The organism is Cellulomonas sp. P4_A2 (assembly GCF_056402515.1).
Map to the genome: position 1 here is coordinate 25,224 of NZ_JBFUHG010000001.1, position 25,801 is coordinate 51,024.

36 protein-coding genes are annotated in these 25,801 nt (G+C 71.6%); 18 read left to right on the forward strand and 18 right to left on the reverse strand.

Annotation, left to right across the window (positions count from 1 at the left end):
• The first annotated feature begins 39 nt into the window (after positions 1-39).
• The 3 genes from AC1DUE_RS00130 (at position 40) to AC1DUE_RS00140 (ending at position 1,942) form a co-directional block, all read left to right on the forward strand.
• Positions 40-714 (forward strand): ATP-binding cassette domain-containing protein, encoded by a 675-nt coding sequence (locus AC1DUE_RS00130; protein ID WP_477037346.1) that lies wholly within the window; start codon positions 40-42, stop codon positions 712-714.
• Complete coding sequence (locus AC1DUE_RS00135) at positions 714-1,400, forward strand: hypothetical protein (RefSeq protein ID WP_477037347.1); 687 nt, start codon at positions 714-716, stop codon at positions 1,398-1,400. The genes AC1DUE_RS00130 and AC1DUE_RS00135 overlap by 1 nt, the downstream gene beginning before the upstream one ends.
• Positions 1,401-1,603: 203 nt before the next feature.
• Complete coding sequence (locus AC1DUE_RS00140) at positions 1,604-1,942, forward strand: iron chaperone (RefSeq protein WP_477037348.1); 339 nt, start codon at positions 1,604-1,606, stop codon at positions 1,940-1,942.
• A gap of 3 nt (positions 1,943-1,945) precedes the next feature.
• Here AC1DUE_RS00140 and AC1DUE_RS00145 read toward each other — a convergent pair whose 3' ends face one another.
• Genes AC1DUE_RS00145 through AC1DUE_RS00155 form a run of 3 tightly spaced genes read right to left on the reverse strand, consistent with a single transcriptional unit; the run spans position 1,946 to position 3,196 of the window.
• Positions 1,946-2,395, reverse strand: a complete 450-nt coding sequence (locus tag AC1DUE_RS00145; RefSeq protein WP_477037349.1) for an SRPBCC family protein — start codon at positions 2,393-2,395, stop codon at positions 1,946-1,948.
• A complete protein-coding gene (locus AC1DUE_RS00150; protein WP_477037350.1) occupies positions 2,392-2,865 on the reverse strand; it encodes an SRPBCC domain-containing protein in 474 nt (157 codons plus the stop codon). Before AC1DUE_RS00150 ends, AC1DUE_RS00145 begins: the two co-directional genes overlap by 4 nt.
• Complete coding sequence (locus AC1DUE_RS00155) at positions 2,852-3,196, reverse strand: ArsR/SmtB family transcription factor (RefSeq protein ID WP_477037351.1); 345 nt, start codon at positions 3,194-3,196, stop codon at positions 2,852-2,854. Before AC1DUE_RS00155 ends, AC1DUE_RS00150 begins: the two co-directional genes overlap by 14 nt.
• A 184-nt stretch (positions 3,197-3,380) precedes the next feature.
• Between AC1DUE_RS00155 and AC1DUE_RS00160 the strand changes: the two genes are divergently transcribed.
• The 5 genes from AC1DUE_RS00160 to AC1DUE_RS00180 all read left to right on the forward strand — a co-directional run bounded on the left by AC1DUE_RS00160 (position 3,381) and on the right by AC1DUE_RS00180 (position 6,646).
• Positions 3,381-3,911 carry a DUF3995 domain-containing protein gene (locus tag AC1DUE_RS00160; protein WP_477037352.1) on the forward strand — a complete coding sequence of 177 codons (531 nt, stop codon included), beginning with the start codon at positions 3,381-3,383 and terminating at the stop codon, positions 3,909-3,911.
• Positions 3,912-4,150: 239 nt separating this feature from the next.
• Complete coding sequence (locus tag AC1DUE_RS00165; protein ID WP_477037353.1) at positions 4,151-4,711, forward strand: GNAT family N-acetyltransferase; 561 nt, start codon at positions 4,151-4,153, stop codon at positions 4,709-4,711.
• Positions 4,712-4,859: 148 nt separating this feature from the next.
• Positions 4,860-5,276: a RidA family protein gene (locus AC1DUE_RS00170; RefSeq protein WP_477037354.1), complete on the forward strand. Its 417-nt coding sequence runs from the start codon at positions 4,860-4,862 to the stop codon at positions 5,274-5,276.
• 40 nt (positions 5,277-5,316) lie between these two features.
• Complete coding sequence (locus AC1DUE_RS00175; RefSeq protein ID WP_477037355.1) at positions 5,317-5,955, forward strand: YdeI/OmpD-associated family protein; 639 nt, start codon at positions 5,317-5,319, stop codon at positions 5,953-5,955.
• A 73-nt stretch (positions 5,956-6,028) separates the two neighbouring features.
• Positions 6,029-6,646, forward strand: coding sequence for a DinB family protein (locus AC1DUE_RS00180; RefSeq protein WP_477037356.1), 618 nt, complete (start codon positions 6,029-6,031; stop codon positions 6,644-6,646).
• 14 nt (positions 6,647-6,660) lie between these two features.
• On the opposite strand, the gene AC1DUE_RS00185 is transcribed toward AC1DUE_RS00180, so the two are convergent.
• Positions 6,661-7,323: a TetR/AcrR family transcriptional regulator gene (locus AC1DUE_RS00185; protein WP_477037357.1), complete on the reverse strand. Its 663-nt coding sequence runs from the start codon at positions 7,321-7,323 to the stop codon at positions 6,661-6,663.
• 125 nt (positions 7,324-7,448) lie between these two features.
• Here AC1DUE_RS00185 and AC1DUE_RS00190 point away from each other — a divergent pair, with 125 nt between their 5' ends.
• Positions 7,449-8,063, forward strand: a complete 615-nt coding sequence (locus AC1DUE_RS00190) for an NADPH-dependent F420 reductase (RefSeq protein ID WP_477037358.1) — start codon at positions 7,449-7,451, stop codon at positions 8,061-8,063.
• Between the two features lie 24 nt (positions 8,064-8,087).
• Here the strand turns inward: AC1DUE_RS00190 and AC1DUE_RS00195 are convergent, their stop codons facing one another.
• The gene (locus AC1DUE_RS00195) at positions 8,088-8,738 is read right to left on the reverse strand and encodes a GNAT family N-acetyltransferase (protein ID WP_477037359.1); all 651 of its coding nucleotides are present in this window, start codon (positions 8,736-8,738) and stop codon (positions 8,088-8,090) included.
• Positions 8,739-8,893: 155 nt separating this feature from the next.
• Between AC1DUE_RS00195 and AC1DUE_RS00200 the strand changes: the two genes are divergently transcribed.
• From AC1DUE_RS00200 to AC1DUE_RS00210, 3 genes are all read left to right on the forward strand, one after another.
• The gene (locus AC1DUE_RS00200) at positions 8,894-9,466 is read left to right on the forward strand and encodes a dienelactone hydrolase family protein (RefSeq protein WP_477037360.1); all 573 of its coding nucleotides are present in this window, start codon (positions 8,894-8,896) and stop codon (positions 9,464-9,466) included.
• Between the two features lie 89 nt (positions 9,467-9,555).
• Positions 9,556-10,128, forward strand: a complete 573-nt coding sequence (locus AC1DUE_RS00205) for a hypothetical protein (RefSeq protein WP_477037361.1) — start codon at positions 9,556-9,558, stop codon at positions 10,126-10,128.
• On the forward strand, positions 10,125-10,421 hold the full coding sequence (locus AC1DUE_RS00210; RefSeq protein ID WP_477037362.1) for a transcriptional regulator: 297 nt from the start codon (positions 10,125-10,127) through the stop codon (positions 10,419-10,421). The genes AC1DUE_RS00205 and AC1DUE_RS00210 overlap by 4 nt, the downstream gene beginning before the upstream one ends.
• Before the next feature lie 11 nt (positions 10,422-10,432).
• Here AC1DUE_RS00210 and AC1DUE_RS00215 read toward each other — a convergent pair whose 3' ends face one another.
• The 7 genes from AC1DUE_RS00215 to AC1DUE_RS00245 form a co-directional block, all read right to left on the reverse strand.
• Complete coding sequence (locus tag AC1DUE_RS00215; protein WP_477037363.1) at positions 10,433-11,374, reverse strand: cold-shock protein; 942 nt, start codon at positions 11,372-11,374, stop codon at positions 10,433-10,435.
• Between the two features lie 100 nt (positions 11,375-11,474).
• A complete protein-coding gene (locus AC1DUE_RS00220; RefSeq protein ID WP_477037364.1) occupies positions 11,475-11,903 on the reverse strand; it encodes an HIT family protein in 429 nt (142 codons plus the stop codon).
• A 24-nt stretch (positions 11,904-11,927) separates the two neighbouring features.
• On the reverse strand, positions 11,928-12,500 hold the full coding sequence (locus AC1DUE_RS00225) for a hypothetical protein (protein ID WP_477037365.1): 573 nt from the start codon (positions 12,498-12,500) through the stop codon (positions 11,928-11,930).
• Between the two features lie 87 nt (positions 12,501-12,587).
• Positions 12,588-14,177, reverse strand: a complete 1,590-nt coding sequence (locus AC1DUE_RS00230; protein WP_477037366.1) for a GGDEF domain-containing protein — start codon at positions 14,175-14,177, stop codon at positions 12,588-12,590.
• Between the two features lie 114 nt (positions 14,178-14,291).
• Positions 14,292-15,659 carry a transaminase gene (locus tag AC1DUE_RS00235; protein ID WP_477037367.1) on the reverse strand — a complete coding sequence of 456 codons (1,368 nt, stop codon included), beginning with the start codon at positions 15,657-15,659 and terminating at the stop codon, positions 14,292-14,294.
• Between the two features lie 105 nt (positions 15,660-15,764).
• Entirely contained in the window at positions 15,765-16,214 is a 450-nt protein-coding gene (locus AC1DUE_RS00240; RefSeq protein ID WP_477037368.1) for a group II truncated hemoglobin, read from the reverse strand.
• Between the two features lie 294 nt (positions 16,215-16,508).
• Positions 16,509-16,682: a hypothetical protein gene (locus AC1DUE_RS00245; protein WP_477037369.1), complete on the reverse strand. Its 174-nt coding sequence runs from the start codon at positions 16,680-16,682 to the stop codon at positions 16,509-16,511.
• Positions 16,683-16,935: 253 nt separating this feature from the next.
• Between AC1DUE_RS00245 and AC1DUE_RS00250 the strand changes: the two genes are divergently transcribed.
• Positions 16,936-17,820 carry an aldo/keto reductase gene (locus AC1DUE_RS00250; protein ID WP_477037370.1) on the forward strand — a complete coding sequence of 295 codons (885 nt, stop codon included), beginning with the start codon at positions 16,936-16,938 and terminating at the stop codon, positions 17,818-17,820.
• Here AC1DUE_RS00250 and AC1DUE_RS00255 read toward each other — a convergent pair whose 3' ends face one another.
• Positions 17,821-18,924 carry an epoxide hydrolase family protein gene (locus tag AC1DUE_RS00255; RefSeq protein WP_477037371.1) on the reverse strand — a complete coding sequence of 368 codons (1,104 nt, stop codon included), beginning with the start codon at positions 18,922-18,924 and terminating at the stop codon, positions 17,821-17,823.
• A gap of 75 nt (positions 18,925-18,999) precedes the next feature.
• Positions 19,000-19,824: an SDR family oxidoreductase gene (locus tag AC1DUE_RS00260; RefSeq protein ID WP_477037372.1), complete on the reverse strand. Its 825-nt coding sequence runs from the start codon at positions 19,822-19,824 to the stop codon at positions 19,000-19,002.
• Between the two features lie 92 nt (positions 19,825-19,916).
• Here AC1DUE_RS00260 and AC1DUE_RS00265 point away from each other — a divergent pair, with 92 nt between their 5' ends.
• Positions 19,917-20,306, forward strand: a complete 390-nt coding sequence (locus tag AC1DUE_RS00265; protein WP_477037373.1) for a hypothetical protein — start codon at positions 19,917-19,919, stop codon at positions 20,304-20,306.
• Here AC1DUE_RS00265 and AC1DUE_RS00270 read toward each other — a convergent pair.
• On the reverse strand, positions 20,303-20,941 hold the full coding sequence (locus AC1DUE_RS00270) for a hypothetical protein (protein ID WP_477037374.1): 639 nt from the start codon (positions 20,939-20,941) through the stop codon (positions 20,303-20,305). The genes AC1DUE_RS00265 and AC1DUE_RS00270 overlap by 4 nt on opposite strands.
• A 155-nt stretch (positions 20,942-21,096) precedes the next feature.
• Positions 21,097-21,855 (reverse strand): ParA family protein, encoded by a 759-nt coding sequence (locus AC1DUE_RS00275; protein ID WP_477037375.1) that lies wholly within the window; start codon positions 21,853-21,855, stop codon positions 21,097-21,099.
• A gap of 135 nt (positions 21,856-21,990) precedes the next feature.
• Here AC1DUE_RS00275 and AC1DUE_RS00280 point away from each other — a divergent pair, with 135 nt between their 5' ends.
• Positions 21,991-22,440 (forward strand): nitroreductase/quinone reductase family protein, encoded by a 450-nt coding sequence (locus AC1DUE_RS00280; RefSeq protein ID WP_477037376.1) that lies wholly within the window; start codon positions 21,991-21,993, stop codon positions 22,438-22,440.
• Positions 22,441-22,445: 5 nt separating this feature from the next.
• On the opposite strand, the gene AC1DUE_RS00285 is transcribed toward AC1DUE_RS00280, so the two are convergent.
• Both AC1DUE_RS00285 and AC1DUE_RS00290 read right to left on the reverse strand, forming a co-directional pair.
• Entirely contained in the window at positions 22,446-22,910 is a 465-nt protein-coding gene (locus AC1DUE_RS00285) for a GNAT family N-acetyltransferase (RefSeq protein WP_477037377.1), read from the reverse strand.
• 9 nt (positions 22,911-22,919) lie between these two features.
• Positions 22,920-23,351, reverse strand: a complete 432-nt coding sequence (locus AC1DUE_RS00290; protein ID WP_477037378.1) for an ester cyclase — start codon at positions 23,349-23,351, stop codon at positions 22,920-22,922.
• A gap of 361 nt (positions 23,352-23,712) precedes the next feature.
• Between AC1DUE_RS00290 and AC1DUE_RS00295 the strand changes: the two genes are divergently transcribed.
• The 3 genes from AC1DUE_RS00295 (at position 23,713) to AC1DUE_RS00305 (ending at position 25,801) form a co-directional block, all read left to right on the forward strand.
• Positions 23,713-24,648, forward strand: a complete 936-nt coding sequence (locus AC1DUE_RS00295; RefSeq protein ID WP_477037379.1) for a DMT family transporter — start codon at positions 23,713-23,715, stop codon at positions 24,646-24,648.
• Entirely contained in the window at positions 24,645-25,016 is a 372-nt protein-coding gene (locus AC1DUE_RS00300) for a group I truncated hemoglobin (protein ID WP_477037380.1), read from the forward strand. The genes AC1DUE_RS00295 and AC1DUE_RS00300 overlap by 4 nt, the downstream gene beginning before the upstream one ends.
• 98 nt (positions 25,017-25,114) lie before the next feature.
• The gene (locus AC1DUE_RS00305) at positions 25,115-25,801 is read left to right on the forward strand and encodes a DUF998 domain-containing protein (protein WP_477037381.1); all 687 of its coding nucleotides are present in this window, start codon (positions 25,115-25,117) and stop codon (positions 25,799-25,801) included.

Genomic DNA, 25,801 nt, shown 5'->3' on the forward strand with positions numbered 1-25,801 from the left:
CAGCAACTGTTCCCCGACGGCGCCTCGTAGAGTCGCCGCATGGCTTCCGACGATGCCGTTTCCCGCTCCGCGCCCGCACCGGCGTCACCGCCGACCGTCCCCTCGCCCAAGGTCGGTGGCCTCGAGGTCCGCTCCGTGACCAAGTCATACGGGCGGCGCCGCGTCCTGACGGACATCTCGTTCCACGTCCCCGCAGGACGGTCGCTGGCCGTCGTGGGAGCGAACGGCTGCGGCAAGTCGACCCTCTTGAAGGTCTGCGCCGGCCTCGTCTCGCCCGACCGCGGCACGGTCCGCGTGCACGGCCGCCTCGGGTACTGCCCGCAGGAGATGGGGCTCGACGGGTTCCTCACCTCCGAGGACCACCTCGCCTGGTTCGGCCGCGGGCGAGGGCTGTCCCGCCGGGCCGCGGTCGCCGAGGGCAGCCGGGTCGCGGCGGCGCTCGACTGGTCTGTCCCCCGCCGGCAGCAGGTCCGGCACCTGTCGGGCGGCACCCGGCAGAAGCTCAACGTCACGACGACGATGCTGTCCGACCCGGGCGTCGTGCTGCTCGACGAGCCCTACCAGGGCTTCGACCACGGCAGCTACCTGGACTTCTGGGGCCTCGTCGACCAGTGGTGCGACGAGGGCCGCGCGGTCGTCATCGTCACGCACATGCTGCACGAGCTGAACCGCGTCCACGACGTGCTCGACCTGTCCGGGACAGAGATCGACTGATGCGTGGCCTCGCCGTGACCGCCCAGATGACCATCCGTGACCTGCTCGGCCGTCGCACCGTCGTCCTGCTGCTCATCCTCGTCCCGCTCGTCTTCTACGCCGCCCGCCGCGACGACTTCCAGGGGCAGGCCATCCGGTTCGCGAGCCTCGGCCTGGCGTGGGCAGTCAGCACCGTGGCGCTGTTCGCCACGAACAGCGTCCGCGCGCTCGAGCCGCGGCTCCGTCTCGCCGGGCACGGCAGCGTCGGGCTCTACCTGGGCAGGCTGACCTCCACCGTGGGGCTGGGCGCGTTCGTCGCCGCCCTGTATGCCGTACTCGTCACGCTCGACCAGGAGACCGTGAACCCCTGGTCCGCCGTGCTCGCGCTTGTCGCGTCCGGGACGATCGCCGCGGTCCTGGGTCTGCTCGTCGGCGCGGTCATCCCCCGGGAACTCGAGGGCATGCTCGTTCTGATCACGATCGTGGGCCTGCAGATGATCATCGACCCCACCAGAGCCGTCGCCGAGGCGCTCCCGCTGTGGTCCACTCGCGAGCTGGTCGGGCACGCCGTCGACGGTGTCGGGGACGTCGACGCCGCGATCGTGCACTGGGTCGCGTACGGCGTCGGCATGGCCGTCGTCGCCCTCGCGATCACCGCGGTGCGCCTGCGCCGGCGCCGGCACCAGGAGTACGTCGGCGCCGCGTGAGCACTGCACCGATGCCTGGTCAGAGCGGTGCGCTCCGGACAGATCCCCTGAGTTCCTACACTGCGTCTCATCTAAGTTGGCCAAACCTGGTTGGCCACTGCGCGCCCGGGGCAACGACCGGGCTGCGCGTCTCCGCGGTTCAGCGGATACCGTGACGTGACCGACACGCTCTGGATCGACGGCAAGGCGAGCAACACAGGCCGATGAATCCGACAGACGAGTACATCGCGTCGTTCCCCGACGAGGTCCGGCCCATCCTGACGGAGGTCGCCGAGGCGCTGCGCCGGGCACTTCCCGGAGCCGAGGAACGGATCCGCTACGGGATGCCGGCGTTCATGCTGAGCGACCGGTACGCGCTGCACTTCGGCGGGTGGAAGAAGCACGTCGGTCTCTACCCGGTCGCCCCGCTGGAGCCGGAGCTCGAGGCCGAGGTCGCCCCGTACCGCGCGGCGAAGGACACGGTGAAGCTCCTGTACCGCGATCCGGTCCCGACCGACCTCGTCGAGCGGATCGCGACGGCGTTGCGGGCCCAGCACCCGTAGCACTCAGAAGGTCGCGGCCAGCTTGTCCAGCGACGAATCCAGGCCCCGTCGCGACAGCTCGGCGACCTGCTCGTCGGCGTACCCGCGCTCGACGACGGTCATCAGCCCGTCGCGGACCGTGATGACGTGCGGGACCTCGCGCGGGATGCCGGGTGGGAAGCCGAGGTCCTGCGGGTCGTGAGAGCCGCCATCGGCGTCGCTGAACCCGTGGAGGAACTCGAGCCGCTCGCCGACGTCGACGCGCGTGTAGGTCCACGTGCTCCAGAGGTCGACCCCGTCGGGCGTGCGCATGGCCACGAGCGAGACCCCACCGACCCGCACGTCCATCCGCGCGACCGGGCAGGTGAACCCCTGCGGCCCCCACCACCTGCGCACGGCTTCGGAGTCCGTCCAGGCAGCCCACAGGACGCTCGCCGGGGCGTCGAACGCCCGCCGCACCTCGATGTCGGTCATGACGCCAGCGCCTGGTCGAGGAGGGCCATCGACGAGCGCGTCCCCGACTCCAGCCCGCCGGACGGCACCCACCGGTCACGGTCCTCCACCGACGCGAACAGCGACACCGACGTCAGCCGGCACCCGGACGCGGTGGGCTCGAACGTCTCGACGAGCAGCTGCAGGGCGCCCGGCCCGCCCTCCTCGAACTCGAAGGTCGACACCAGCCGGTGCGGCGCGCTGACCTCGTGGAACACCCCACGCATCGGGTACTCCGTGCCGTCACCGCGGGTCATCACCAGGCGCCAGCGCCCCCCCACGCGCAGGTCGTGCTCGTCGACGACGACCGCGAACCGGTCGGACCCTTTCCAGCGCGGCATCAGCTCGGGGTCGGTGTAGGCGCGGAACGCGATCTCGGGCGGCGCGTCGAAGTCGTGCACGACGACGACGTCCTGCCGCCCGGGCTCGATCATCAGCTCAGTGGTTCCCATCGAGGTTCTCCTCGTCTCTCCGCAGTGCGGCGATCTCACGGTCCAGGGCGTCGAAGCGCTGCCGGAAGGCAGCCCGGTGGTGCTCGAGCCAGTCGGTGGCGTCATCGAGCGCGTCTTCCCGGAGCCGGCTCGGACGCCACTGCGCACGCCGGCCCCGCGTGATCAGGCCGGCCTCCTCGAGCACGCGCAGGTGCTTGGAGACGGCCTGGCTCGTCATGTCAAACGGTTCCGCCAGCTCGGCAACGGTCGCCTCGCCTTCGGCCAGCCGGGCGAGGATGGCCCGGCGGGTCGTATCGGCGAGGGCGGCGAACGTCGCGCTCAGCGAATCCATCTGTGAAACCTTCTGGTTGTGTAACCGGTTGGTTGGATACTGGCCCTGGCGACTGCCGTTCGTCAAGCGCATCCGGGAGGCCGGAGGGCGCACCGGGTCGGGGAGTCCACGAAGGTCCGCGGCAAGCTCGTTCTCACCGTCGGCTGACCTGCTTGACCCCGGAGGTCCTCGCTACGGTGGCCAGGTGGTTCCCCACCGGCCTGCCGCTCCTTGGTCGGCCCCACGGCTCGCGGCAGCAGTCGCCACTGTGCTCGGGCTCGGCAGCGCAGCGGTCAGCGCCTATTGGGCGCTCGGCGGGGACGGCCTGCTCGACACCGTCGGCGGCGAGATCGAGGAGTGGGGACGCCGACGGACCGCGAGCGTCGCCGTCGTGCTGTGGCTCGTCGTCTCGCTCAAGGCCGGCGTCGCGCTCGCCGCACCCGTGCTCGCCGGGCCCCCGGGCCGGTTCCCCGGCTGGATGACCGGCCGTCTCCCCCGCACGCTGGGATGGATCGCCGGGATCGTGCTCCTTGGCTACGGCGGCGTCCTCACCGCGGTCGGCCTTCTGGTCCAGGTGGGCGTCATGCACGCGAGCCAGGACAGCGACCAGCGGGCCTTGGCCTGGCACGCCTACGTGTGGGACCCGTGGTTCGCCCTCTGGGGACTGGCTCTCGTGACCAGCCTCTGGTTCAGCAGGCCCGGCGCCGCCGGTCGAGAGGTCGCCCGACGAACGTGACGCCAGCGCTCGGCGCCTTCGACGACCACGATTGAAGCTGGAATGAGTTCCGTAGGTGCAGTGACCGAGGACTTGGACACGTACATGAGACGACGGCCGTCTCACCTACTTGTCCGGTCGCAGGTCAGCGAGGTGGGCGTCGGACAACCCGGATGAGTTCCTCCAGAAACTCGCCAGCCTCTCCAGCCGCCCGGCACCGGCCCGTTGAGGGTGTTGCCACCTTGCGCGAGAATCGCGCCATGGCGCTGACCACCCGGATGCTGACGCCGGACACGTGGGACGACTTCGCTGCGCTCGTCGAGTCGAACAACGGTGTGTGGGGTGGCTGCTGGTGCATGGGATTCCATCCGGGCGGTTCCACCGGGACGCGCCAGGGCAACCGGGACGCCAAGCAGCAGCTCGTGCAGCACGGTGCCGTGCGCCAGGTACTGGTCTACGACGAGGAGAGATGTGTCGGCTGGTGTCAGTTCGGCACCCCACCGGAGCTCCCCAACATCAAGAACCGCCGCGCCTACGACGCTGAAGCGCAGGATCCGCCCGACTGGCGGATCGGATGCATCTTTACGAACTCGAAGGACCGCGGCCACGGGATCGCTGCGGCCGCCGTGCAAGGGGCCCTGGACGAGATCCACCGCGCCGGCGGCGGCGTCGTCGAGGCCTATCCGGAACAAACGGCGGATCGACCCCCGCAGCGAGGCGCATATCTCCACACCGGACCCGAAGAACTGTACGAGCGGCATGGATTTGTGAGGGACCGGCGCATCGCCAAGTGGCGGTGGGTCATGCGCGCCACCCTCTGACTCATGAGCAGCCCGCCCGTCAGAGCTCGGCAGGCGGAACCCCTCGCCAGTACCCACCGCCCCGCCACCGCGACGACGACTGCTCGCTCGGGCCGGCATGCGATTGCTCCTGCACGTCCTCGACCTCCGCCCGCTAGCGTGGGTCGCCATGTCGTCCGAGCCCGCGATCACCTTCGTCCGACCTCCGCAGCTGACGGCGCGAGCGCCTTACGCCTACGCGGCTGTTGCCGGGCCCGGCCAGCTCGTCTTCACCGCGGGAGCCTGCCCGCTCGACGCCGACGGCAGGACGGTCGCTGTGGGCGACGTCGCCGGACAGGCCGCACAGGTCATGGCGAATCTCGTCACCGCGCTGCAGGCCGCCGGCGCGCAGCTGACCGACGTCGTCAAGACGACCATCTACGTCGCGTCATCCCAGCAGGCCGATCTCGGCATCGCCTGGCACGTCGTCCGTGCTGCCTTCGGCACCCACGACGCCCCGAGCACCCTGCTCGGCGTCAGCGTCCTGGGGTACGACGACCAGCTGGTCGAGGTCGAGGCGATCGCGATCCGTCCGAGCGCGATCTGAGATGACACGTGACCAGGCAGAGTCCAGGACTCCGGGGCGGATGGACGGCTCGCCCGAACGACCTGCGCGGTTCTTCGACAGTCCCGAGGAGTTCGGTGCCTGGCTGGCACTGCACCACGACACGGAGACGATGCTGTGGATGGGCTTGAAGAAGAAGGGCGCGGCTGATCGCGGCCTGACCTGGGAGCAAGCGGTCGTCGAGGCGCTGTGCTGGGGATGGATCGACTCGGTCTCGCAACGCATCGACGACGAGTCCCGGCGGCAGCGCTGGACCCCTCGCAAGAAGACGTCCCACTGGAGCCGGGTCAATCTCGATCTCGTCGAGAAGCTGCGCGCCGAGGGGCGGATGCAGCCGAGCGGGTTGGCGATCTGGGAGCAGCGCACCCGCGAAGAGGCGCCCTACAGTCACGAGCGACCGTGGGCCGGACTCCCGGACTCGTTTGCCGAGGAGCTGGCTGCGTCGCCGGCGGCCACCGCGTTCTGGGAGGCGTCGACTGCGACCTACCGCAAGTTCTGCGCCGTGTGGGTCACCTCAGCCAAGCAGGACGTCACCCGCGCCCGCCGGATGGCACAGCTGATCGAGTGCAGCGCCGAGGGCCAGCTCGTGCCGGGCCAACGCTACGGCGACGTTCCGGCGTGGTTGGCGCGGGCCGCCGCTGCCGCGGCTGAAGCACGATGAAGGAGAAAGCCTGCGTCCTACGTCGTCGAGAATCCTCTTGCGGTCGGCACGCCCCACGCGCAACGGTCGGGGCGTGACCGTCCCCCCGCGCCTCGCCCCCCTGCTGGCCGAGTACGACTTCGCCAGCACCCGGCTCCTGCAGCGCCTCAGCGGCCCCTGGGTCGACAGCGGCGACGACGAGCAGGTGGTGGTCGAGCCGCTCACGGACGCGGAGCTCCTCTGGGAGCCCGTCCCCGGCGCGTGGACCATTCGCCGGCAGACGGACGGGCCCGGCGGCCTCGGCGCGACGAGACTCGTCGGAGCGGGCGAGTGGGGCCACGACGGGGGCCGCCCGCACCCCTGGCCGCCGCCGGTCACGAGCATCGGCTGGCGCATCAACCACGTGGCCAAGACGCTGGCGGGCCGCGCGGACCACACCGACGGCACCCACACCCACACGGAGGCGTCCGACGAGCCGCAGGGCACAGCAGCGGGAGCCGTCGCGGGGCTGACCGCAGCGGTCGCGGCATGGCGCGCGACACTCCTGGGAGCCGACGACGCCGCCCTCGACACGGTCGGCTACAGCACCTACCCGAACGGTTCCGACTCCGAGGAGACCTTCCTCGACGTCGTCTGGTGGATGAACCAGGAGGTCGTCCACCACGGCGCTGAGATCGCCCTCCTCAGGGACCTGTACATCCGGCTGGCGTGACGCGCAGGTGCGCCCTAGTCCGCCTGGCTGAGATGCACCATGGCGTCATAGAGCTGCTCGTCCGTCATCGGCGGTTCGGGGATCGGATGTGCTCCCTCGGCGCGGTAGGCGTCGAGCATGAGGTAGAGAGGGCGCCGCCACGCCGTGGGCGCCGTGGAGCTGGTGGCGTCGATGATCCGCCCGTTGGACCAGATGAGGTTGACGATGTCGGCCCGAGTGATGTCGAGGCGTGCCGCGCCGGCTCCTTGCGCTCGGGCGAGCACGTCCTCGATCTGCTGGCACATCTGATCGTGGATGGACTCGGTGACAGCGTTGCCGGGAAAGCGTCGGGAGAGGAAGTCGTTGAATCCTCGGTCGCCCGCCTGCACCGCGAACAGGTTCTCCAGATAGGCGACGAAGCCATCCCACGGATCGTCGATCCCCATCGCCTCGTCGGCGCCACGGAGGAACTCCTCGAGCCGCGGCCTGAAGGCGGCCATGAGCAGGTCCAGACGTGTCGGGAAGTGGCGATACAGGGTGCCGATGGCGACCCCGGCGTCGCGCGCGATCTTCTCCAAGGAGGCGTCCACACCGTGCGCGGCGAACTCGCGCTGCGCCGCATCGATGAGCTTGGCACGGCGCTCGCGAGCGTCGCGGCGTAGCGGCCTCCGCGTCTGCTCGATGTCGCTGGTGCTCACCCGCCGAGTCTACGGGAGGCACCCCTCCGGAATATCCTGAGGCATCCCTCCGGTTAAGCGGGGACGGCCTCAAGGGCCAGCACCGATCCGGTATGCACGCCGGACACCACGGAGGGACGATCATCATGACCACGATCAGCATCATCGGCTCGGGCAACATGGCCACGACCATCGGCGCCCGGGCAGCGAGACACGGCCACTTGGTCGAGATCATGAGCCGGGACGCCGCCAAGGCTCGCGCGGCTGCCGACCAGATCGGCGACGGAGCCACCGTAGGGACGTTCGGCGCAAGGCCGGCGGGCGACATCGTCATCATGGCCGTCCTGTACGCGGGCGCGGTCGACGCCGTCGTTCACTACGGCGATGCGCTGGCCGGCAAGATCCTGGTCGACATCACCAACCCGTTCAACGCCGACGCGAGCGGGGTCGTGACCACGCCCGGCAACTCGGTCTCCCAGCAGATCGCCGCCGCCGCGAAGGGTGCGCACGTCGTCAAGGCGTTCAACTCGATATTCCGCGGCGTCATTGCCGCCGACAAGCCCTTGGACGTGCTCTTCGCCGGTGACAGCGCCGACGCGAAGGCACGCTTCGCGGCGTTTCTGACGAGCTTGGACATGCGCCCCCTCGACGTCGGAGGGCTCGAGATGACTCACGTCCTCGAATGGGCCGGCATCCTCCTCATGGGCCTGGCGCGCAACGGCGCGGGCTTCGACGTCGCCTTGAGTGCCGAGGTCGGCTGAGCATGGCGGCGGGTCCGCGGCGCGTCAGTCTCTACGGGAAGAGGGGCTGACCGTCGTCGGACGGTTGTCCGCCTGCAGGTCGCGCGGTGACCCGATGAATTCCTCCAGGCCCTGCGACCGCTCCCACTGCTCCCTGGTGACCTCATACCTGAAGCCGCCGAGCTCGGCGCCCTCGACCGCCATCATGTCCTCGGGCGTCTCCAGCGTCTGCGTGACCACCATCCCGACCTTCTCCATCACGTGCTGCGACGTGCGGTTCAGCGCCATCGTCTCGCCCCACACCATGCGGACGTCGAGGTCGGTGAACGCCTTCGCGAGCAAGGCCGCGGACACCTCGGTAGCCAGGCCCCTGCCCCAGGCGGCCTGCCGCAGCCGGTATCCGAGCTCGGCCTCGTCCAGCGGCCCGTCGCGCTCGGGACGCAGGCAGAACCACCCGATGAACGCGCCGCCCGCCGTCTCGTACGCCGCGAAGAGGCCGAAGTCGCCGGCCCACCGGTCGTAGCCGGCGAGGATGCTCGGCATGCCGAGATCGCGGTACACCTCGAGCGCGGTCGGCTCGCCTCCGGACAGGTAGCGCATGACCGCGGGATCGCTGTCGAGCTCGGTCAGCAGGTCGGCGCCGTCGGCGCCGAAGCGGCGCAGCGTCACACGTTCGGTCTGCAGGTACGGGTCCACGGCGGCAAGGATGCCCGAAACGGGACCTGGCGAGCACGGTATTTCGGCGCCGCGGTCGGGCACGGGAGCGAAAGAGCAGCCAGTGCGCGTCGATGTCGTCGGCAACCACCGGCCGACCGCTTGTCGGTGTCGGACGACGGTGGGAGGGTGCCCGGATGACGGAGGTCCTGCTGCTGCACCACGTCCTCGGGCTGACGGACGGAGTCCGCGCGCTCGCCGATCGCCTGCGCTCCGCAGGCCACACCGTCCACACGCCGGACCTGTGGGACGGGCGCGTGTTCGACAACCTCGCGGCCGGCATGGCCCACGAGGAGGAGACGCTCGGGTGGGACGAGATGGTCGCCAGGGCAACGGCCGCGGCCGAAGGGCTGCCCACCGACGTCGTGTACGCGGGCATCTCGATGGGGGCCGTGTACTCGCACCTGCTCGTCGCGAGGCGACCGGGAGCACGCGGCGCCGTGTTCCTCGAGGCGTGCACCGGCCCGGACGACTTCGGTGGCTGGACGCCCGGCGTCCCGTTGCAGGTGCACGGCCACACAGGTGACGAGTTCTTCGGCCCCGAGGCGGTCGCCGACGCCGAGGCGAAGATCGCCATCGCGGGGTCCGGCGCCGTCTACGCCTACCCCGGCGACACACATCTGTTCGTCGACAGCTCCCTGCCCACCTACGACGAGGCGCAGACGGATCTCGTGGTGGAGCGGATGCTCGAGTTCCTGGCCGACCGCTAGGCGCGCCCGGCCGGTGCGCCGGACTCGCTGGCGGCAGTCCGGACGCTGGATACTTGCCATATTGGAAAGTTCGATCCATACTTTCCAACATGGAAAACATGGACCCCGCTGCGGCGGCCGCCGCCCTCGATGCGTCCGACCGGGCGCGGTCCGCCATCGCACGCTCGGTCCAGGTGCCACGCGGTCACGACGTGCTCATCGGCGCGGCGGTCGCGGTCCAGATCGCCACGGCGGTCATCGGGATCGCGAGTGCCGACGACGTCGGAGCGTCGGAGGGTTCCGTCCTCGCCTGGGTGGCCGCCGGTGTCGTCGTCTTCCTCGTCGCCGCGCTGGTCGAGGTCGTGCGGTTCCGTCGGCTGAACGGGGTGCGTCTCGACGGGTTCACGGGCCGGGTCGTCCTGGGCACCGACCTGTGGGCGTCGCTCTCGTACGGTGGCGCCGCGATCGTCGCCTACGTCGCCGCGGACAGCGGGCTCTGGTGGCTGGCCCTGCTGGTCTCGTCCGCGGGCGGCGCCGCCTACGCGTTGTGCGGCCGGCGCTGGATGCGCCGCTACCGGGAGGTTCCCGAGCGCGGGCTGCGGACCGAGTCGAGGGTGCTCCTCGGTCTCTATCTCGGCGTCGCGGTCGTCGCGCTGGGCCTGCTGGCCGCGAACTCACGATGAGCGCAGCACTCGACCCGCTGATCAACCCGCCCGCGCGGCTGATGCTGCTGTCCATGCTGACCGCGGTGTCCGAGGCGGAGTTCGCCACCGTGCGCGACCAGCTCGACGTCAGCGACTCGGTGCTGTCCAAGCACGTGTCCGCACTGGCCGCCGCCGACTACGTCGTGAGCCGAAAGGGAGTGCACCGCGGGCGCCGCACCACCTGGATCGCGCTCACTCCGACGGGCCGGACGGCGCTCGGCGTGCACGTTGCGGCCTTGCGCGCCGTGATCGACGGCATCCCGGCGGGCTGAGGCCCCGGCCCTCAGGCCCGTTCGACGCTGTCGGCCTGCGGTCCCCGATCGCTCTGGCGCACCTTGTAGCGGACCCGGTCGCCTTCCTCCAACGCGTCGGCGCCGCGGACGACCGACACGTGCACGAACAGGTCCGCGCCCCCGGCGTCCGGGGTGATGAACCCGAACCCACGCTCCGCGTCGTACCGCGCGACGACTCCCTCGCCGCCGCGCACGGAGCCGGCGGACTCGCTCGGGGCGCCGTATCGACCGCGGCCCGACGGCGCGGGCGGCGCACCGCGACGTCCCGAACCGCCGACGAGCCGGACGTTGCGAGCCTGCGGTCCCTTGTCGCCCGCGGCGGCGTCGAACGTCACGCGATCCCCGTCGGACAGCTCGGACAGCCCTCCGAGCAGCTCCCGGACGTGGACGAAGGCGTCCTCGCCTCCGGCGTCCGGGGTCACGAACCCGAAGCCCTTGTCCGCGTCGTACCAGGACACGGTGCCGTCGGCTCCGTCGGACGCCACGGCCCGTGCGGCCTGGGCCCCGAGCGGGAGCAGGTGGTCCGCCTGCGGCCCCTTCTCGCCGTCGACGACGAGGAACGCGACCCGCTGCCCGTCCGTGACGACGCCGCCGCCCACGATGGCCGAGCTGTGCACGAAGATCTCCGCGCCGCCGCCGTCGGGCGTGACGAAGCCGTACCCCTTGCCCGGCTCGTACCAGGAGACCGTGCCGAGCACGCCGAGGGGTGCATCGGGCGCGTGGTCGCCGATGACCCGGACGCGACGAGCCTGCGGGCCGCGGTCTCCCTCGCCCACCTCGAACTCGACGACCTGCCCCTCTCGGAGAAGCCGCGGTCCGCCGTCGTCGAGGATCTCGGAGGCGTGGACGAACAGGTCCTCGGCCTCGTCCCCGAGGGAGAGGAAGCCGAAGCCTCGCTCGGCGTCGAACCAGCGGACAGTTCCCTGGGGCACGGGTCACTCCTTGTCGAGGCAGCAGTTTGCTGTCACCAGTCTCCCCCGACGAGGCCGCGGGCAGGTGCCCGACGTGGGTCCAGCTCGCCGGGCGGACGCCTCAGAACATCGACGCGAGGGCATCCGTGATCGCTCGTGCGTCGCCGTCGAGGAGGGATCTCGCCCGTTCCGGCGGCTCCGACCTGAGGATCCAGCCGTCTCCGCCGAAGCGAGGGATGACGTGCAGGTGGAAGTGGAAGACCGTCTGAAACGCGGCTTCGCCGTCGCAGAGCAGGAGGTTGATCCCCTCGCAGCGCAGGCGCGATCGTCGCAAGGCTCGCGCCATGTCGTGACCGACCGACCAGACGTGAGCGCTCGTGCCTCGATCGAGGTCGTCCAGGCCCGCGGCGTGGGTGCGCGGGACGACGAGAAGATGGCCGGGCGTGACGGGGTTCAGGTCCATGAAGGCGACGACGGTCTCGTCCTCGTACACCACACTGGCCTCGGCCCGTCGGGCCGCGATGGCGCAGAAGATGCACCCTTGTGCCACCGATGTCACGTCGTGCGTCATGCGTCAGCCGCCCAGCGCCGGTGGGTCAGCCTGCTGGCCCTCGCCACCCTGCTGCAGATCGGGTCGCTCGACCGGGCCCTGCGGCGTCGGGAGCTCCGCGAACAGGTCACCGAGCTCGCCCGACGTCGGCACGCGGACCGCGTCGGCGGCCGTCCGCAGGGTCTCGGGGTCGACGCCGTCGCCCTCGAGCAGGATGTACGCCTCGCCGCGCTGGACGGAGCACCGCAGGACCGCCGCCGCGGCGTCCGGCAGCTCGGCACATCGGGCGACGCTCGGGTCGGTGTGCCGATCGGTCGTCAGCGCCACCGTGCGCCCCCCGTCCTTCGTGCCGTACGTCGCCGACATGCCGTCGTCGCCCATGACGCCGACGGACTGCGGCCAGAGGTCGAACCCGTCGACCTCCGTGACGTAGACGAGCTCGGGCGCGATCCCGACGTACTCGGTCCGGGCGGCGATCTCGGTGGGCTCAGCGGGATCGGTCGCCGAGGCGGCTCGTCCGGCACACGCCCCGAGCGCGAGCGTGAGCATCACTGAGGCGACGGCGACGGCGACGGCGACGGGGCGGGCGTGGATCACTGAGGCAACTTATCGGGGAGTGAGTCCGTCGGCTTCGTCGAGGCACGTGCGGGCCGTCGCTGTACCGGCCACGTCGCTCGCGGTGGCTCAGGCGTACGCGACGACGACCTGGTCCCGGCCGGCGTCCTTGGCGGCGAGCAGGGCAAGGTCGGCCGCGTGCAGCGGATGGTCACCGGCGACCAGCGGCCCGACACCGACGGACACCGTCACCTCGAGGCCTGGGGCGAGCTCGCCCCATGCACGCCGCCGGACGAACTCATGGACGCGCCGCGCGACGGTCTGTGCGGCCAGTCCCCCGTCGCTCGGCAGGATCACGAACTCGTCGCCGCCGTACCGCGCGACGACGTCGCCGCTGCGCGACGCGGCCCGCAGGATCTCCGCGAGGGTCTGCAGGACGAGGTCCCCGACCGAGTGGGACCAGGTGTCGTTGATGGCCTTGAACTGGTCGATGTCGACGAACACCGCGTACGCGCCGTCCGCGGCCGAGGCGAACGCCTCCGGGAGGACCCGGCGGTTGGCGAGCTGGGTCAGCGGGTCCTGGCCGGCCGCCCGGCCGGCTCGGGAGGTCTCCGAGGCCAGGCGGCGCAGGTCGTGCCGGTCCCGCAGCGCGGAGTACCGAGCCTCTCGTTCGGCCCACGCGCGCCCGAGGGCCGCCTGCGCGGTCTGCCGCCACAGGTCCATCGCGGGCTGCGGGCCGTGCTCGGCGACGATGAGGTCGGCCAGCTCGGCTCGAGCGGCTCCCGCCCACACCTCGCGGCTCGGGCTCTGGGTCGCCTCGAGCACGGCGTGGAGCTGTTCGGCCGCTGCGCCGTACTCCCTCGCCTCGACGTGCGCTCGGGCCAGGACGAGCCCCAGCAGGTGGGTCTCGAGGAGCTCGGGGCGCGCCGAGAAGCCCTCGGCCGCGCCACGGGCCCGACTGAACGCCAGGTCCGGCTCGCCCAGGTGCAGCAGCGCGTACGCCTCGATGACGCCGGCGCGGGCCTCCATCGACGGCTGGGACGCCCTCTGCGCGAGCCTTCGCATGCGGCTTGCCCTGCTGGCGGTCCGCGCGAGGTGGGCGTCGGCCTCGTCCACCCGCCCCTGGGTGAGCAGTGCGGTCGCCCAGTAGGCGCTCAGCATCGCCATCTCCTGCGCGACCAGGAGCTGGAGCTCGGGCTCGTCCTGCCGGGTGATCGCGCTGAGTGCGGCCTCCGACTGCTCGACCAGGTGCGCCGACCGCATCGCCAGTGCCACCGCCATGCTCGCCGACAGATGGCCGTAGCTGTCGGCCGGGATGTCCTGGAGCAGCCAGTCCGCCTCTGCCGTCGCGGCGATCGCCACGCTGTGCTCGCCCAGGCTGTTGCTCGCCTCGGCCACCATGGCGAGCGCCTTGGCGCGCCAGGTCGGCATGGCCGCCTCGCCCAGGCTCGTCAGGAGAGTCTGGGCAGCAATCACGGCGGCCCGGTGCTCGCCGAGCTCCTGGAGGGCGATCGCCTCGATGTAGCGCAGGTAGAGCGACGTGAGCCAGTCGCCGGCGGCGTCCGTCACGCACACCCACTGGCGGCACTGAGCCACGGCCCGCGTGGAGAAGCCGTCGAGGTAGCTCTGGTGCGCCACGTCGGAGAGCTCGTCCAGCGGGCCGAACTCCGACACCAGGACCAGCTCGCGGCTGGTGGCGCCCACTTCGGTCGGAGGCATGACCCTCCCGGCGAGACGATGGCTGACCGTGCGCCGGCGACGCACGAATGACTTATCGGCTCGAAGGCCCGAGCTGTTGAACGATCTCGCCCGCTCGCACGGGTGATCCACCCGCTACCCGGCGAGTTCCCGGACCGCCTCGGCGAACACCGCGAGGTGACGGTCGACGTCGGCCGCGGTCGTCGCCGGCGACATGAGCGCCATGTTGTGGAACGGCGTCAGCAGGATCCCCCTGTTGGCCAGGAAGAGGTGGAGGAAGGCGTCCAGGTCCGGGTCCGCCGCGGCGGCCGAGGCCCCGCCGTCGCGCGGCGCAGGTCGGGCGAAGCGGTACTCCGCCCGGGCGCCCAGCTGCACCACGGACCAGGGCAGGTCGTAGGCGTCGATGGTCTGCTGGATCCCGGCGGTGTAGCGGCTCGCGAGCTCCACCATGCCCTCGAACGCCTGCGCGGTGAGCACCTCCTGCAGCGTCGCTCGCATCGCCGCGAGCGACAGCGCGTTGCCCGCGAGCGTGCCGCCGACCCCCCCGACGTCCACGATGTCGGCGGTACCGCGAGCGACGCAGTCGTGGACGGCGTTCGCGACGTCGGCGCTCAGCCCGTACGCGCCGCTCGGGATGCCGCCGCCGATCGACTTCCCGATCACGACGATGTCGGGAGCGAGGCCGTCGCGCTTCGTCATGCCGCCCGGGCCGGCGGAGAACGTGTGGGTCTCGTCGATGATGAGCAGAGAGCCGTGCCGGGTGGCCAGGGCGCGCATCTCGTCGAGAAAGCCAGGATCCGGCAGGACGATGCCGATGTTGGTGAGGGCCGGTTCGGTGAGGATCGCCGCGACGTCCCCGTGGGCGAGCTCGCGGTCGAGGGCGTCGAGGTCGTTCCACTCCACGACCCGGGTGGTCGTCGTCGGATCCACCGCGGGGCCGACGTTGCCGGGACGGACCTGGGGGGTGCCGTCCGGCCCGACCACGACCAGCGACTCGTCGACCGTCCCGTGGTAGCAGTACGAGAACACGAGCACGCGCGGCCTCCCGGTCACCATGCGCGCCAGCCGGATCGCCCAGCGGTTCGCGTCGGTGGCGGTCAGCGTGAACGACCACTGTGGGACCCCGAAGCGGTCGGCGAGCTCGGCCGCCACGGTCTCGGCGTCCTGCGTCGGCATCATCGTCGTGATGCCGCCCTGTTCGGCGATCCGTTGCTGCACCGCACGAACGGTGGGCTCCGGCGAGTGGCCCGCCATGGCGCCCGTGTCACCGAGGGCGAAGTCGACGTAGTCCAGGCCGTCGACGTCCGTGATGTGCGCCCCGCGGGCCGTGCTGAACGCCAGGGGAAACCCACCTGCACCCATGTTCATCCAGGTCATGGGCACCCGGCCGAACAGGTGCTCGGCGCGATCTCGCAGCGCCGCTGACTCCGGGTGCAGAGCGCGATAGCTCTCGACCTCCCGCTCGAGCAGGGCGGCCAGGCGGGTGCGGTCGACGGTCGTCACGAGGGCACGCTATCGGTCGCGACCTGCCCGTATGCCTTCCCAGGCCACCCTCGTTGGCCGCGTTGGCCGCACCAGGGCCGGTGCGGGCTCAGGCGGGGCGATCACTCAGTCGGCCGGCCCGTCCCAGGTCCACTTCGGGATCGTCAGGCCCGCGGGCACGTCGTCGGCCGACGACTCGTAGCGGGCCATCGTCGTGGTCGTCGCCCACGCGAAGTAGACACGCAAGGCGGCGGCCAGGCGCGGGTCGGAGGTGAGCCCGACGTCGTCGAGCGCGCCATCGAAGCAGGCGATCGCGCGGCGGTCCATCTCCTCGTGGGGGCCGTTCCCGCTGTGCATCCGCACCACCGACGACTCGTCGCCGTACCGCTGGGAGTACTCGTCGGGACCGCCGAGCGCCTCGACCCAGTAGGCCGCCAGCCGTTCGGTGTGCTGCGGGTGGAAGCCGTGACTGAACGCGTGGCTCACCACCTCGTCGGCGAGGACACGCTCGTGCCAGGCCTCGGCGAGCCGGTAGAGCCCGTCGTGCCCGCCGGCGGCCTCGAACAGACTCGGCATACGACCACTGTGGCACCGGCGACCGCCGACGACCAGGCACGTGTCACCACCACGCTCGGCACACCCGGTCTCGCTCCCGGGGCCGCTGCGTCGGCGCGCGAACGCAGCACGCACCGACAGTGCTGCCTTGTCGGGCCTTTCGGCCCTGTGCCGTCGTCTGTCGCCGCACGAGGATCGAAGACGTGAACGCACCTTGGTGGCGAGTCGAGATCGCGCAGACGGACGGCACGCTGAAGACGTCCGACGAACCCGACGAGGACCTGCTCCCGCCGTTCTTCGACTAGCGAGGACCGCTCAGCCGCGGTCCTGCGAGTAGCGCGGTCCGGTGTCGCCGGCACCGATCCAGAAGCTCGAGTTGTCGTAGACCAGACGGACGCCGTGCGTCAGCTCGCACTCGCGCGCGAGGCGACCGACGGGGTAGCGGGTCCGGCACTCACCGCAGTGCAGCGTCGTGTCGTCCTGGGCCATGGCGCACCTCCTCCGAGGGTGGCGGCCAGCGGGGCGTCGGGCCGCTTGCACTTCATGGTGAGACCTGAGCACGCCCGATCGGGCGGAACGTGAGACAGGTCACCGTCGCGCGCGGTCCGGACGAGCACGTCGACGATCCCTTGAACCCCTCAACGCACGGTGGCCCGTCCTCCCCGGGTTCGGAGCGCGGAAGGGGTCGAGGGGTTCCGACAGCCCCTGCCTCGACGGCTGCTCCGGGCCTAGCGTGGAGCGCATGACGATCCCCACCCTCACCCTGAACAACGGCGTGACCATGCCCGCCCTCGGCTACGGCGTCTTCCAGACCCCGCCCGACGAGACGATCGCGGCGGTGCGCTCGGCGCTGGGGGTCGGGTACCGGCACATCGACACGGCGGCGGCCTACGGCAACGAGCGCGAGGTCGGGCAGGCGCTGCGCGAGTCCGGGGTGCCGCGCGACGACGTCTTCGTCGAGACGAAGGTCTGGATCAGCGACTACGGGTACGACGCGACCCTGCACGCGTTCGACAAGTCCGCCGCCAAGCTCGGCATCGAGACGATCGACCTGCTGATCTTGCACCAGGCGCTGCCCAGCCGGTTCGACCTCACGATCGATGCCTATCGCGCGCTGGAGACGCTGCTCGCCGACGGCAGGGTCCGCGCGATCGGGGTGTCGAACTTCATGACGAACCACCTCGACGACCTGCTCGCCGCGACGGCGGTGGTGCCCGCGATCAACCAGCTCGAGATCCACCCGTACTTCCGCCAGCCGGCGGTGCTGGCCGCCGACGCCTCTCACGGCACCGTGTCCCAGGCGTGGTCCCCGATCGGCGGCATCACGTTCTACCGCGACTCCGGGCACACCTCGACGCTCGAGGACCCGACGATCGGCGCGATCGCCACCGCGCACGGCAGGACGCCCGCGCAGGTCATGCTGCGCTGGCACCTGCAGCAGGGGCGCTCGGCGATCCCGAAGTCGGTCACCCCGTCGCGCATCGCGGAGAACTTCGACGTCACCGGATTCGACCTCACCGACGAGGAGCTCGCGACCATCGACGGCCTCGAGACCGGTCACCGCGGCGGTCCGGAGCCCGAGGCGATGACCCTCGAGGCCTTCGGCCGCCCGATCCCGGAGGCCTGATCAGCCCTCGAGCTCGCCCGCGAACCGGCGCACCCGCTCGGCCATCGCCGCCGGAACCTCCGCGACGGCGAAGTGGCCGCCCTCGGGCAGTCGCTCGAACACGCGCAGGTCGCGGTAGAACCGCCGCGCGACCGACTCGGGGTTGTCGTGCTCGTGCCGCTGCACGAAGACCGCCGCCGGCACCTCGACGGGTGGGACCTCGGCGTCCTGCCCGTCGAAGTACGACCGGAACGAGGTGCCGATGGTCTGCGTGACCCAGTAGAGCGTGGCCTCGGTGAGGATGCGGTCGCGGGAGATGCGCCGCTCCACCGCCGAAGGGTCGCCGGGCGGGGTGTCGCTCCACTCGACGAGCTTCTCGGCGATCCACGCGAGCAGTCCGGCGGGTGAGTCGTTCAGCGCCGCGGCGAGGACGTCCGGCCGGGTGCCCTGGACGTGTGCGTAGCCGGCCTGCTGGTACCAGCCGTCGGCCATGCGGTCGTAGAAGGCGCGCTCGGTCGGGTCGGTCGTCGCCTCCCGCTCGTCCTGCGCCAGGAAGTGCGCGTGCGTGACGACGATCCCCGCGACCGCCTCGGGGTGCGTCGCCGCGATCAGGTCGCTGACGTTGGCGGTCACGTCCTCGCCGTAGGTGAGGTAGCGCGAGTAGCCGAGCACGTCGGTCATCAGCGCGTGCGCGAGCCCGGCGATCCGCTGCTCGGTGATCGGCCCGTCGAGCGGTGGCGAGAAGGTGAACCCCGGCAGGCTCACCACGACCACGTCGAAGTCCGGCAGCAGGTCGGAGAAGTCGAGCTGCAGGGCGAACGTGTGCGGCCAGCCGTGCATGACCAGGAGCGCCGGGGCGTCGGGGACGGCCGACCGCCGGTGGGCGAAGTGCAGCGTCGCCCCGTCGACCTCGGCGAGGAACTGCGGATGCTCGTTCAGCCACGCCTCGCGCGCACGCCAGTCGAACGACGACCACGTCGCGACGAGCTCGCTCAGGTACGCCGCGGTCATGCCGGAGGCCGGACGACGGGGCGAGTCGTCGAGCAGGCGCGTCCGCGCCAGCCGCTCGCGCAGGTCGTCGAGAACCGGCTGCGGCACGTCGATGGTGAACGGTCGGACTGTCATGGGCCGACGGTACGAGCACCCTCCGACATCCCGCTGGACACCACCCCTGCGCCTGGCACGGGTGCGCGGAGCGGCTCAGCCCTGCGCGAGCCTCGCGACGTCCTCCCACTGCTCCCACGTGGCGATCCGCGACGCGTAGTCCGCCTTGGCGGTGCCGAGCGGCGAGGCGCCGAAGAACACGCGCAGCGGCGGCTGCTCGGCGTCCACCACCCGCAGGATGGCCGCGGCCGACGAGGTCGGGTCGCCCGGGGTGCCGATGCGCCTGGCCCGCGCCTCCTGCATCTGCGCCCGGTAGTCGTCGTAGTCGGCGAGCGGGGTCGCGTGCCGGGCCGACGAGCCGCCCCAGTCCGTCGAGAAGCCTGCCGGCTCGACGAGCGTCACGTGGATGCCGAAGCCCGCGACCTCCTGGGCGAGCGCCTGGCTGAACCCCTCGAGCGCCCACTTCGACGCGTGGTACGCGCCGATGTTCGGGAACGCGGAGATCCCGCCGATCGACGAGACCTGGATGATGTGCCCGGCGCCCTGCGCCCGCAGGAACGGCAGGGCGGCCTGGGTCACCCAGAAGGCACCGAACAGGTTGGTCTCCATCTGCTCGCGCAGCTCGGCTTCGCTCAGCTCCTCGATGAAGCCGAACTGCCCGTAGCCGGCGTTGTTCACGACGACGTCGAGCCGACCGAAGTGCTCGTGCGCCCGCTGCACGGCGGCGAAGTCGGCGGCACGGTCGGTGACGTCCAGCGTGAGGGGCAGGACCGCGTCGCCGTACGTCGCGACGAGGTCGTCGAGGGTCGAGGCGTCGCGGGCCGTCGCCGCGACCCGGTCGCCGCGTTCGAGGGCCGCGACCGCCCACTCCCGGCCGAAGCCGCGCGACGTGCCGGTGAGGAAGCAGGTCTTCTGCGTCATGCCTCGACGCTAGGACTTCGAGTGCACTCGAACGCAAGTCGGACCGCCGAATCGACCTGGACAAGGCAGAGGGTTCCGACGACGATCGGCCGATGCCGCCGGAGAGCTGGATCGAGCACCGCCGCCCGAGCGACCGCGAGATCGTCGGGTGGATCAGCCCGGAGGGTGACGGGTTCGTCGCCCACGACGCCCTGGGACGCGCGGTGACCGGGACGGTCGACTGGCTGGACGCCGAAGAGGCGCTCGAGGAGCGCGGCCTGCACTGGATCGCCGACCTGTGGCAGCTCGACCTGCCCGACGGTTCCCGCGAGCGCGTGCGGATCGTCGAGGTGACGCCCGAGCGCGTCGTCGTCAAGGTGGACGACTTCGGGGCCGTCGACGTGGTGACGGCCAGCTACGTCCTGCCCTTCCCGGCGCCGGACACGCTGCGCCCGTTCGAGGGCGACGCGAACACGATCGACGGCGGTCTGGCCGGGAGCTAGACCAGCTTCGGGTACGCCACCAGGAACGACGAGGCGACGACGAAGAGCACGAGCGCCAGCCCGAGCAGCACGTCACCGCCGCGCGTGGACTTCATCCGGCCGGAGATGGCGGCGAAGAACAGGACCGCGGCGAACGCCACCGTGAGCACCGTGTAGTTGTCGCCGCGCTGGTTGTTGGTCAGCGCCTGCTGGTACTTCGCGTCGGCACGCGCGTCGGACGCCTTGGCCAGGTCGAGCTCGGGGATCTTGTACTCGGGCAGGTCGAAGGGCGTCGCCGCGGCGTCCGGGTTCTGCAGGGGCTTGGACTCGATCCACACCGGGAACGCGGTCGCGAGCGGCTCCGGGAACCGTGCCGACAGGAACTCCGCGAGCGCCGTGTCGTTCGCCGCGTAGGCCGCGGCCCACTGGGAGAACAGCGTCGCCTGGACGCTGATCTTGCGGTTCGCGACGCCCTCGTAGCGTGTGGCCTCGATCCGCGCCGTCGACGCCTGGCTGAACGAGATCGACATCGCCCCGCCCCACTTGCTCGACTGGAAGCCGACCCACGCCGTCAGGATCGTCGTCACGGAGAGCAGCACGACCACGACGACCTCGCGCCAGTCCACGCCAGTGCTCGCCGGCGCCTCGTCCTCCATGTGCCGATCATGACGCCGCGCCGGGGGATCACGCGTCCCGACGCGCGCACGCTCACGCGTCGGGAGGCGCCGGACCCATGGATCCGCGGACCACGAGCTCGGTCGCCTCGCCGACATCCGCCTCTACGGGTAGAGGGTCCGCGCCCGCCCGGCGGTCACTTCTGGCGCGAGGCCTTGGCCGCCGGGCGGACCTCTGCCCAGAGCTGCTCGTAGCATCGCGCGGCGCGGCTCGCCGGGGCGAACGCGGTCACGGGGGCGCGCTGCTCGGCCATCTGCTCGATGATCGAGAGCGCGGGGATCTCGGTGCTCGCGACGCGCGTGCCGTCGCGCGGGATCGACTCGATGACGTCGCGGTGCAGCCGCTTGCGGCGGTCGACCATCGAGAAGAACGCGACGAGCTCGGGTCTCGGCTTGTCCGAGTCGGCGACGAACGTGCTCAGCTGGTCGAAGGTGCGCAGCGAGAGCGTCGCGGGGATGAGCGGCACGAGCAGGGTGTCGGCGGCGTTCAGGATGTTCTCGGACATCAGCGAGATGCTCGGCGGGCAGTCGAGGAACACCATGTCGTAGACGTCGGGCACGGTGCCGATCAGCTGGCGGAGCCGCCGCGTGCGCTTCTTGGCGTCGTCGAGCTCGAGGTCCATGTTGCGGTAGCTGAAGTCGGCCGGCAGGAGGTCCAGGTCGCCGAAGTCGGTCGACCTGATCGCGTCCTCGATCGGGCGCTTGCCGGTCACCAGGGCGTGGCCGCCGCCCTTGACCCGCGGCTTGACGCGAAACATGTACGTCGCCGCGGCCTGCGGGTCGAGGTCCCACAGCAGGGTTCGCCGGCCCTCGCGCGCGGACAGGTGCGCGAGGTTCACGGCGGTCGACGTCTTCCCGACCCCGCCCTTGATGTTGTACGACGCGAAGACCTTCATCGGGTGCCTCCCTGACGGTTCGAATGTCGAAGGTCCGACGTACGCACGGTCTCACGCCCGTCGTCCCCGCGGGGCCGTACCCGACGAGCTCGCGTGCTTTCATCGAGCCATGAGCCGGCTCCCGAGGACCAGGGCATGACGAGCACGTTCGTGATGAGGACGCTGAGCGGGGTGCACCGCGCGATCCTGACCGTGAGTCGCGGCCGGCTCGGAGGCACCCTGCTCGGGCATCCGTCGCTCGAGCTCGTCACGGTCGGACGCCGCTCGGGGCGGGCGCGTACGTCGATGCTGACGTCGCCGGTCCAGCTCGGGGAGAGCCTGGTGATCGTCGCGTCGCGGGGCGGCGACGACCTCGACCCCGCGTGGTTCCTCAACCTGCGCGACCACCCGCAGGTGCGGGTCGCGGTCGCCGGCGGCCCGGCCGGTCCCATGCAGGCCCGGGTGGCGACGCCGGACGAGCGCGACCGCCTCTGGCCGCGCGTCGTCGCCGAGATGCCGCGCTACGCGCAGTACCAGGAGCGGACGTCGCGGGTCATCCCGGTCGTCCTGCTGGAGCCGACGGACGGCCCTGCCGCCCAGGTCTGAGCGGGTCAGCGCAACCGCAACCGCACGATGACCTCGCCGTTGCCGTCCTGTTCCCCGGTCGGTACGAAGCCGAGCCGCGCGTAGAACCCGGCCGGCCCGCCGACGCCCTCGACGTAGCTCGTCAGCAGCTCGGTCGCCCCCTCGGCCCGGACGAGGTCGGCGACGCGAGCGACGATCTGCGCGCCATAGCCCCGGCCCTGCTCGGCCTCGTCGACGAGCAGCTTCCACAGGAACCACGGGCCGACGATGTTCGGAGGCTCCGGCACGACGTCCCAGCTGAGCATCACGAAGCCCACGGGCCGCCCGGACACGTAGACGGCCCGGTACCACGGCCGCGCCTGTGGGTAGGCGGCGGCGTCGGACAACGCGCCGCGGACGGTCCCGACGAACTGCTCCTGGGCTGCGGACACCCGCACCGCGCACACCTCCGCCTCGTTGGCGGCTGTGATCTCGACGAGCTCGACGGGCACGGCCCGAGCCTAGGTCGCCGGGGCGACGAGGACCGCGGCGTGCACGGCCGCCAGCGCGCCGAGCTCGTCGGCGACCATGGTGACGGCCGCGATCCTGCCGTCGACGACCGTGAGCACGTCGATCACCCGGAGCGACAGCCTCTCGCCGGTGGGGGCGAGCACGCCGGCCGAGGTGGTCAGCGGTCCGACGTGCCGGCCCTCGAGGCGGAAGGCCACGGCGACCTTCGAGCCGGCGTCGCACACGTCCAGGATGTCGCGGCTCACGTCCGCGAACGCCTGCTGCAGGGTGCGCGCGCTGCGCACCAGGTCCTCGGCGCTCAGGAGCGTGCCGTTCACGCGGACCGGGTCGGCGTAGAGCCCGCGGAACGCCTCGGCGGCGTCGGAGCCGGTCGGGAGCGGCCTCGTCCACAGCTCCAGCAGAGCCGGGATGTCGACGCTCACGACGTCCCCCGAGAACGTGCCCTGGCGCGGGCCTTCGACCGGGAGCGTGCGACACGCGCCTGGCGCAGCGCGTCACGGTCGGCGGCGAGCCGACCGAGGTGCACCTCGTGCACGCCGCGGGTGGAGCCGAGACGGTCCGACCACAGGCGGTCGTCGTGGGAGGGATGGAACTGCCGAGCAGACATGGCACGACCTCGTCAACGGTGGGGAACGCACCGCGTCCCGGTGCTGAGCCCAGGCAACCCGGTCACGCCTGCAGGACGGTTGCGAGGAGCTTGCAGCCGGGAGGGCTGAAGCGGGCTGCAGGTTTTCTGCAGGTCGGTCCCGTGACGATCCGGGCAACCGATCGAAGGACGAACCGATGACCACGCTGCTCTCGACGAGCGCCCCGACCCGTGGCGCCACCCTGCTCGAACCGGGTCCGTCCCGAACGTGGCTGCCGCCCGCGGCACTCGCCCTGGTCGCGGTGATCTGGGGCGTGACCTTCACGGTCGCCGACGACGCCGCCGCGGCGCTGCCCGCCGCAGACCTCGTGGCCTGGCGGTTCGGGCTCGGTGCCCTGGTCCTCGCCCTCGCCACCCGGTCGGCACCGCCCCTGCCGCCCGCGCTGCGCCGACGCGGGCTGGCCCTGGGCGCCCTGCTGGGGTCGGGGTTCCTGCTGCAGACCTGGGCGTTGACCTACACCGACGCCCTCACGTCGGGCTTCCTCACCAGCCTGCTCGTCGTCATCGCCCCGCTCGCCGCGTGGCTGGTCTTCCGCGAGCGGCTCGGACGCGCCACCTGGGCCGGCGTCGCGCTGGCGACCGCCGGCGTCGCGGTGCTGAGCCTGCGAGGCGCCGGCCTCGGGCCGGGGGAGCTGCTGACGATGGCGTCCGCCGCGGCCTGGGGCGCCCACGTGGTCCTGCTCTCGCGCTGGTCGGTGCCTGGTCATGCGCTGCGGCTCGCACGGGTCCAGACGGTCGCGGTCGCGGGCCTCGCCCTGGTGGTCGTGGCGCTCCGCTCCGCGGCCACGGGCACCCCGCCGATGCCCGCCCTGCCGCCCGACGCGGAGGCGTGGGCCTGCGTCGGCTTCCTCGCGGTCGTCGCGACCGCACTGGCGATGGCCCTGCTGAGCTGGTCGCAGTCCCGGGTGAGCGGTACCCGCGCGGCTGTCATCCTCACGCTGGAGCCCGCCGCGGCTGGACTGACGGCCGTCCTGACGGGAGCAGCGCTGTCAGCCCGGACGGTGGTCGGCGCGGTGCTGCTGCTCGGCGCGATGTACGTGGTCGAGCTGGGCAGCCGGCGAGGCGACCGATGAGGCCGCCGACGAGCCTCGTCGAACGCCTCGGCGGCGTCGACGCCGTCCACCTCGCGGTCGACGACCTCTACCGCCGCGTCCTCGCGGACCCGGCACTGCAGCCATACTTCGCGCACGTCGACATGGCCGCGCAGCGCCGGCACATGACCGAGTTCCTGCTCGCGGTGCTCGCCCCGCGGACGCGCCCGGCCGACGAGGCCCGGCTCACGAGCGCGCACGCGCCCCTGCACCTCACCGACGACGTGTTCGACCGCACCGCCGGGCACCTGCTCGACACCCTCGCGGCACGGGCGGTCGAACCCCGGCTGATCGACGACGTGATCGTCGAGATCGCGGCTCTGAGGTCGCAGGTCGTCGCCGTGCGCTGACGGCGTTCAGGTTCCTGCAGGCCGTCTGCAAGCGACTCCACCCAGAGTCGTCCACATCGAGCGGACCACCACGGCCGCCACCACTCAAAGGAGTTCTCATGACCACCACCCTCAGCCCGGAGCTCGTCGCCCCGGAGCAGGTCGACAAGGGCAAGCGGCTCGTGCGCCTGGCCGTCGTCAGCGCCGGCGCGGCCGTCGCCGCGATCGCCCTGGCAGGCCTTCTCGACCCCGGCTACAGCGCCCGGAGCGAGGCGATCAGCGCACTCGCGTCGGAGGAGTCGAAGTCCGCAGCCATCATGATCTTCGGGTTCGTCGCGATGGCGGTCACCCTCCTCGCGTCGGGCAGCTACCTGTTCACCCGGCTCAAGGGCAAGGCGGGCAAGGCAGGCTCCGCCCTGGTCGTCGTGGCCGGCGTGCTCACGCTCGTAGCGGGCTTCGCCCGGCAGGACTGCTCGAACCTGCAGCAGGCGTGCCTGGCGCAGGAGGAGGCCGGCCTGGTCTCGAGCCACCACGTCGTCCACAACCTGGTGTCCCTGGTCCTGTTCCTGGTCCTCATCGTCGGCACGTTCCTGCTGGCCTCCGGTGTGCGGCGTTCGGGCCAGCCCGGTCTCGGACGCCGTACCCGGTTCGCCGCGACCGCCTCGCTCGTGCTCCTGCTCTGGTTCGTCTCCGGCGCCTTCGGCTCCAACGGCGGCCTGGTCGAGTGCGCGTTCATCGCCGTGGTGTTCGGCACTCCGGTGCTCCTCGCCACACGGATCCTCGGACGCGCCCAGCCGGTCGGCTGA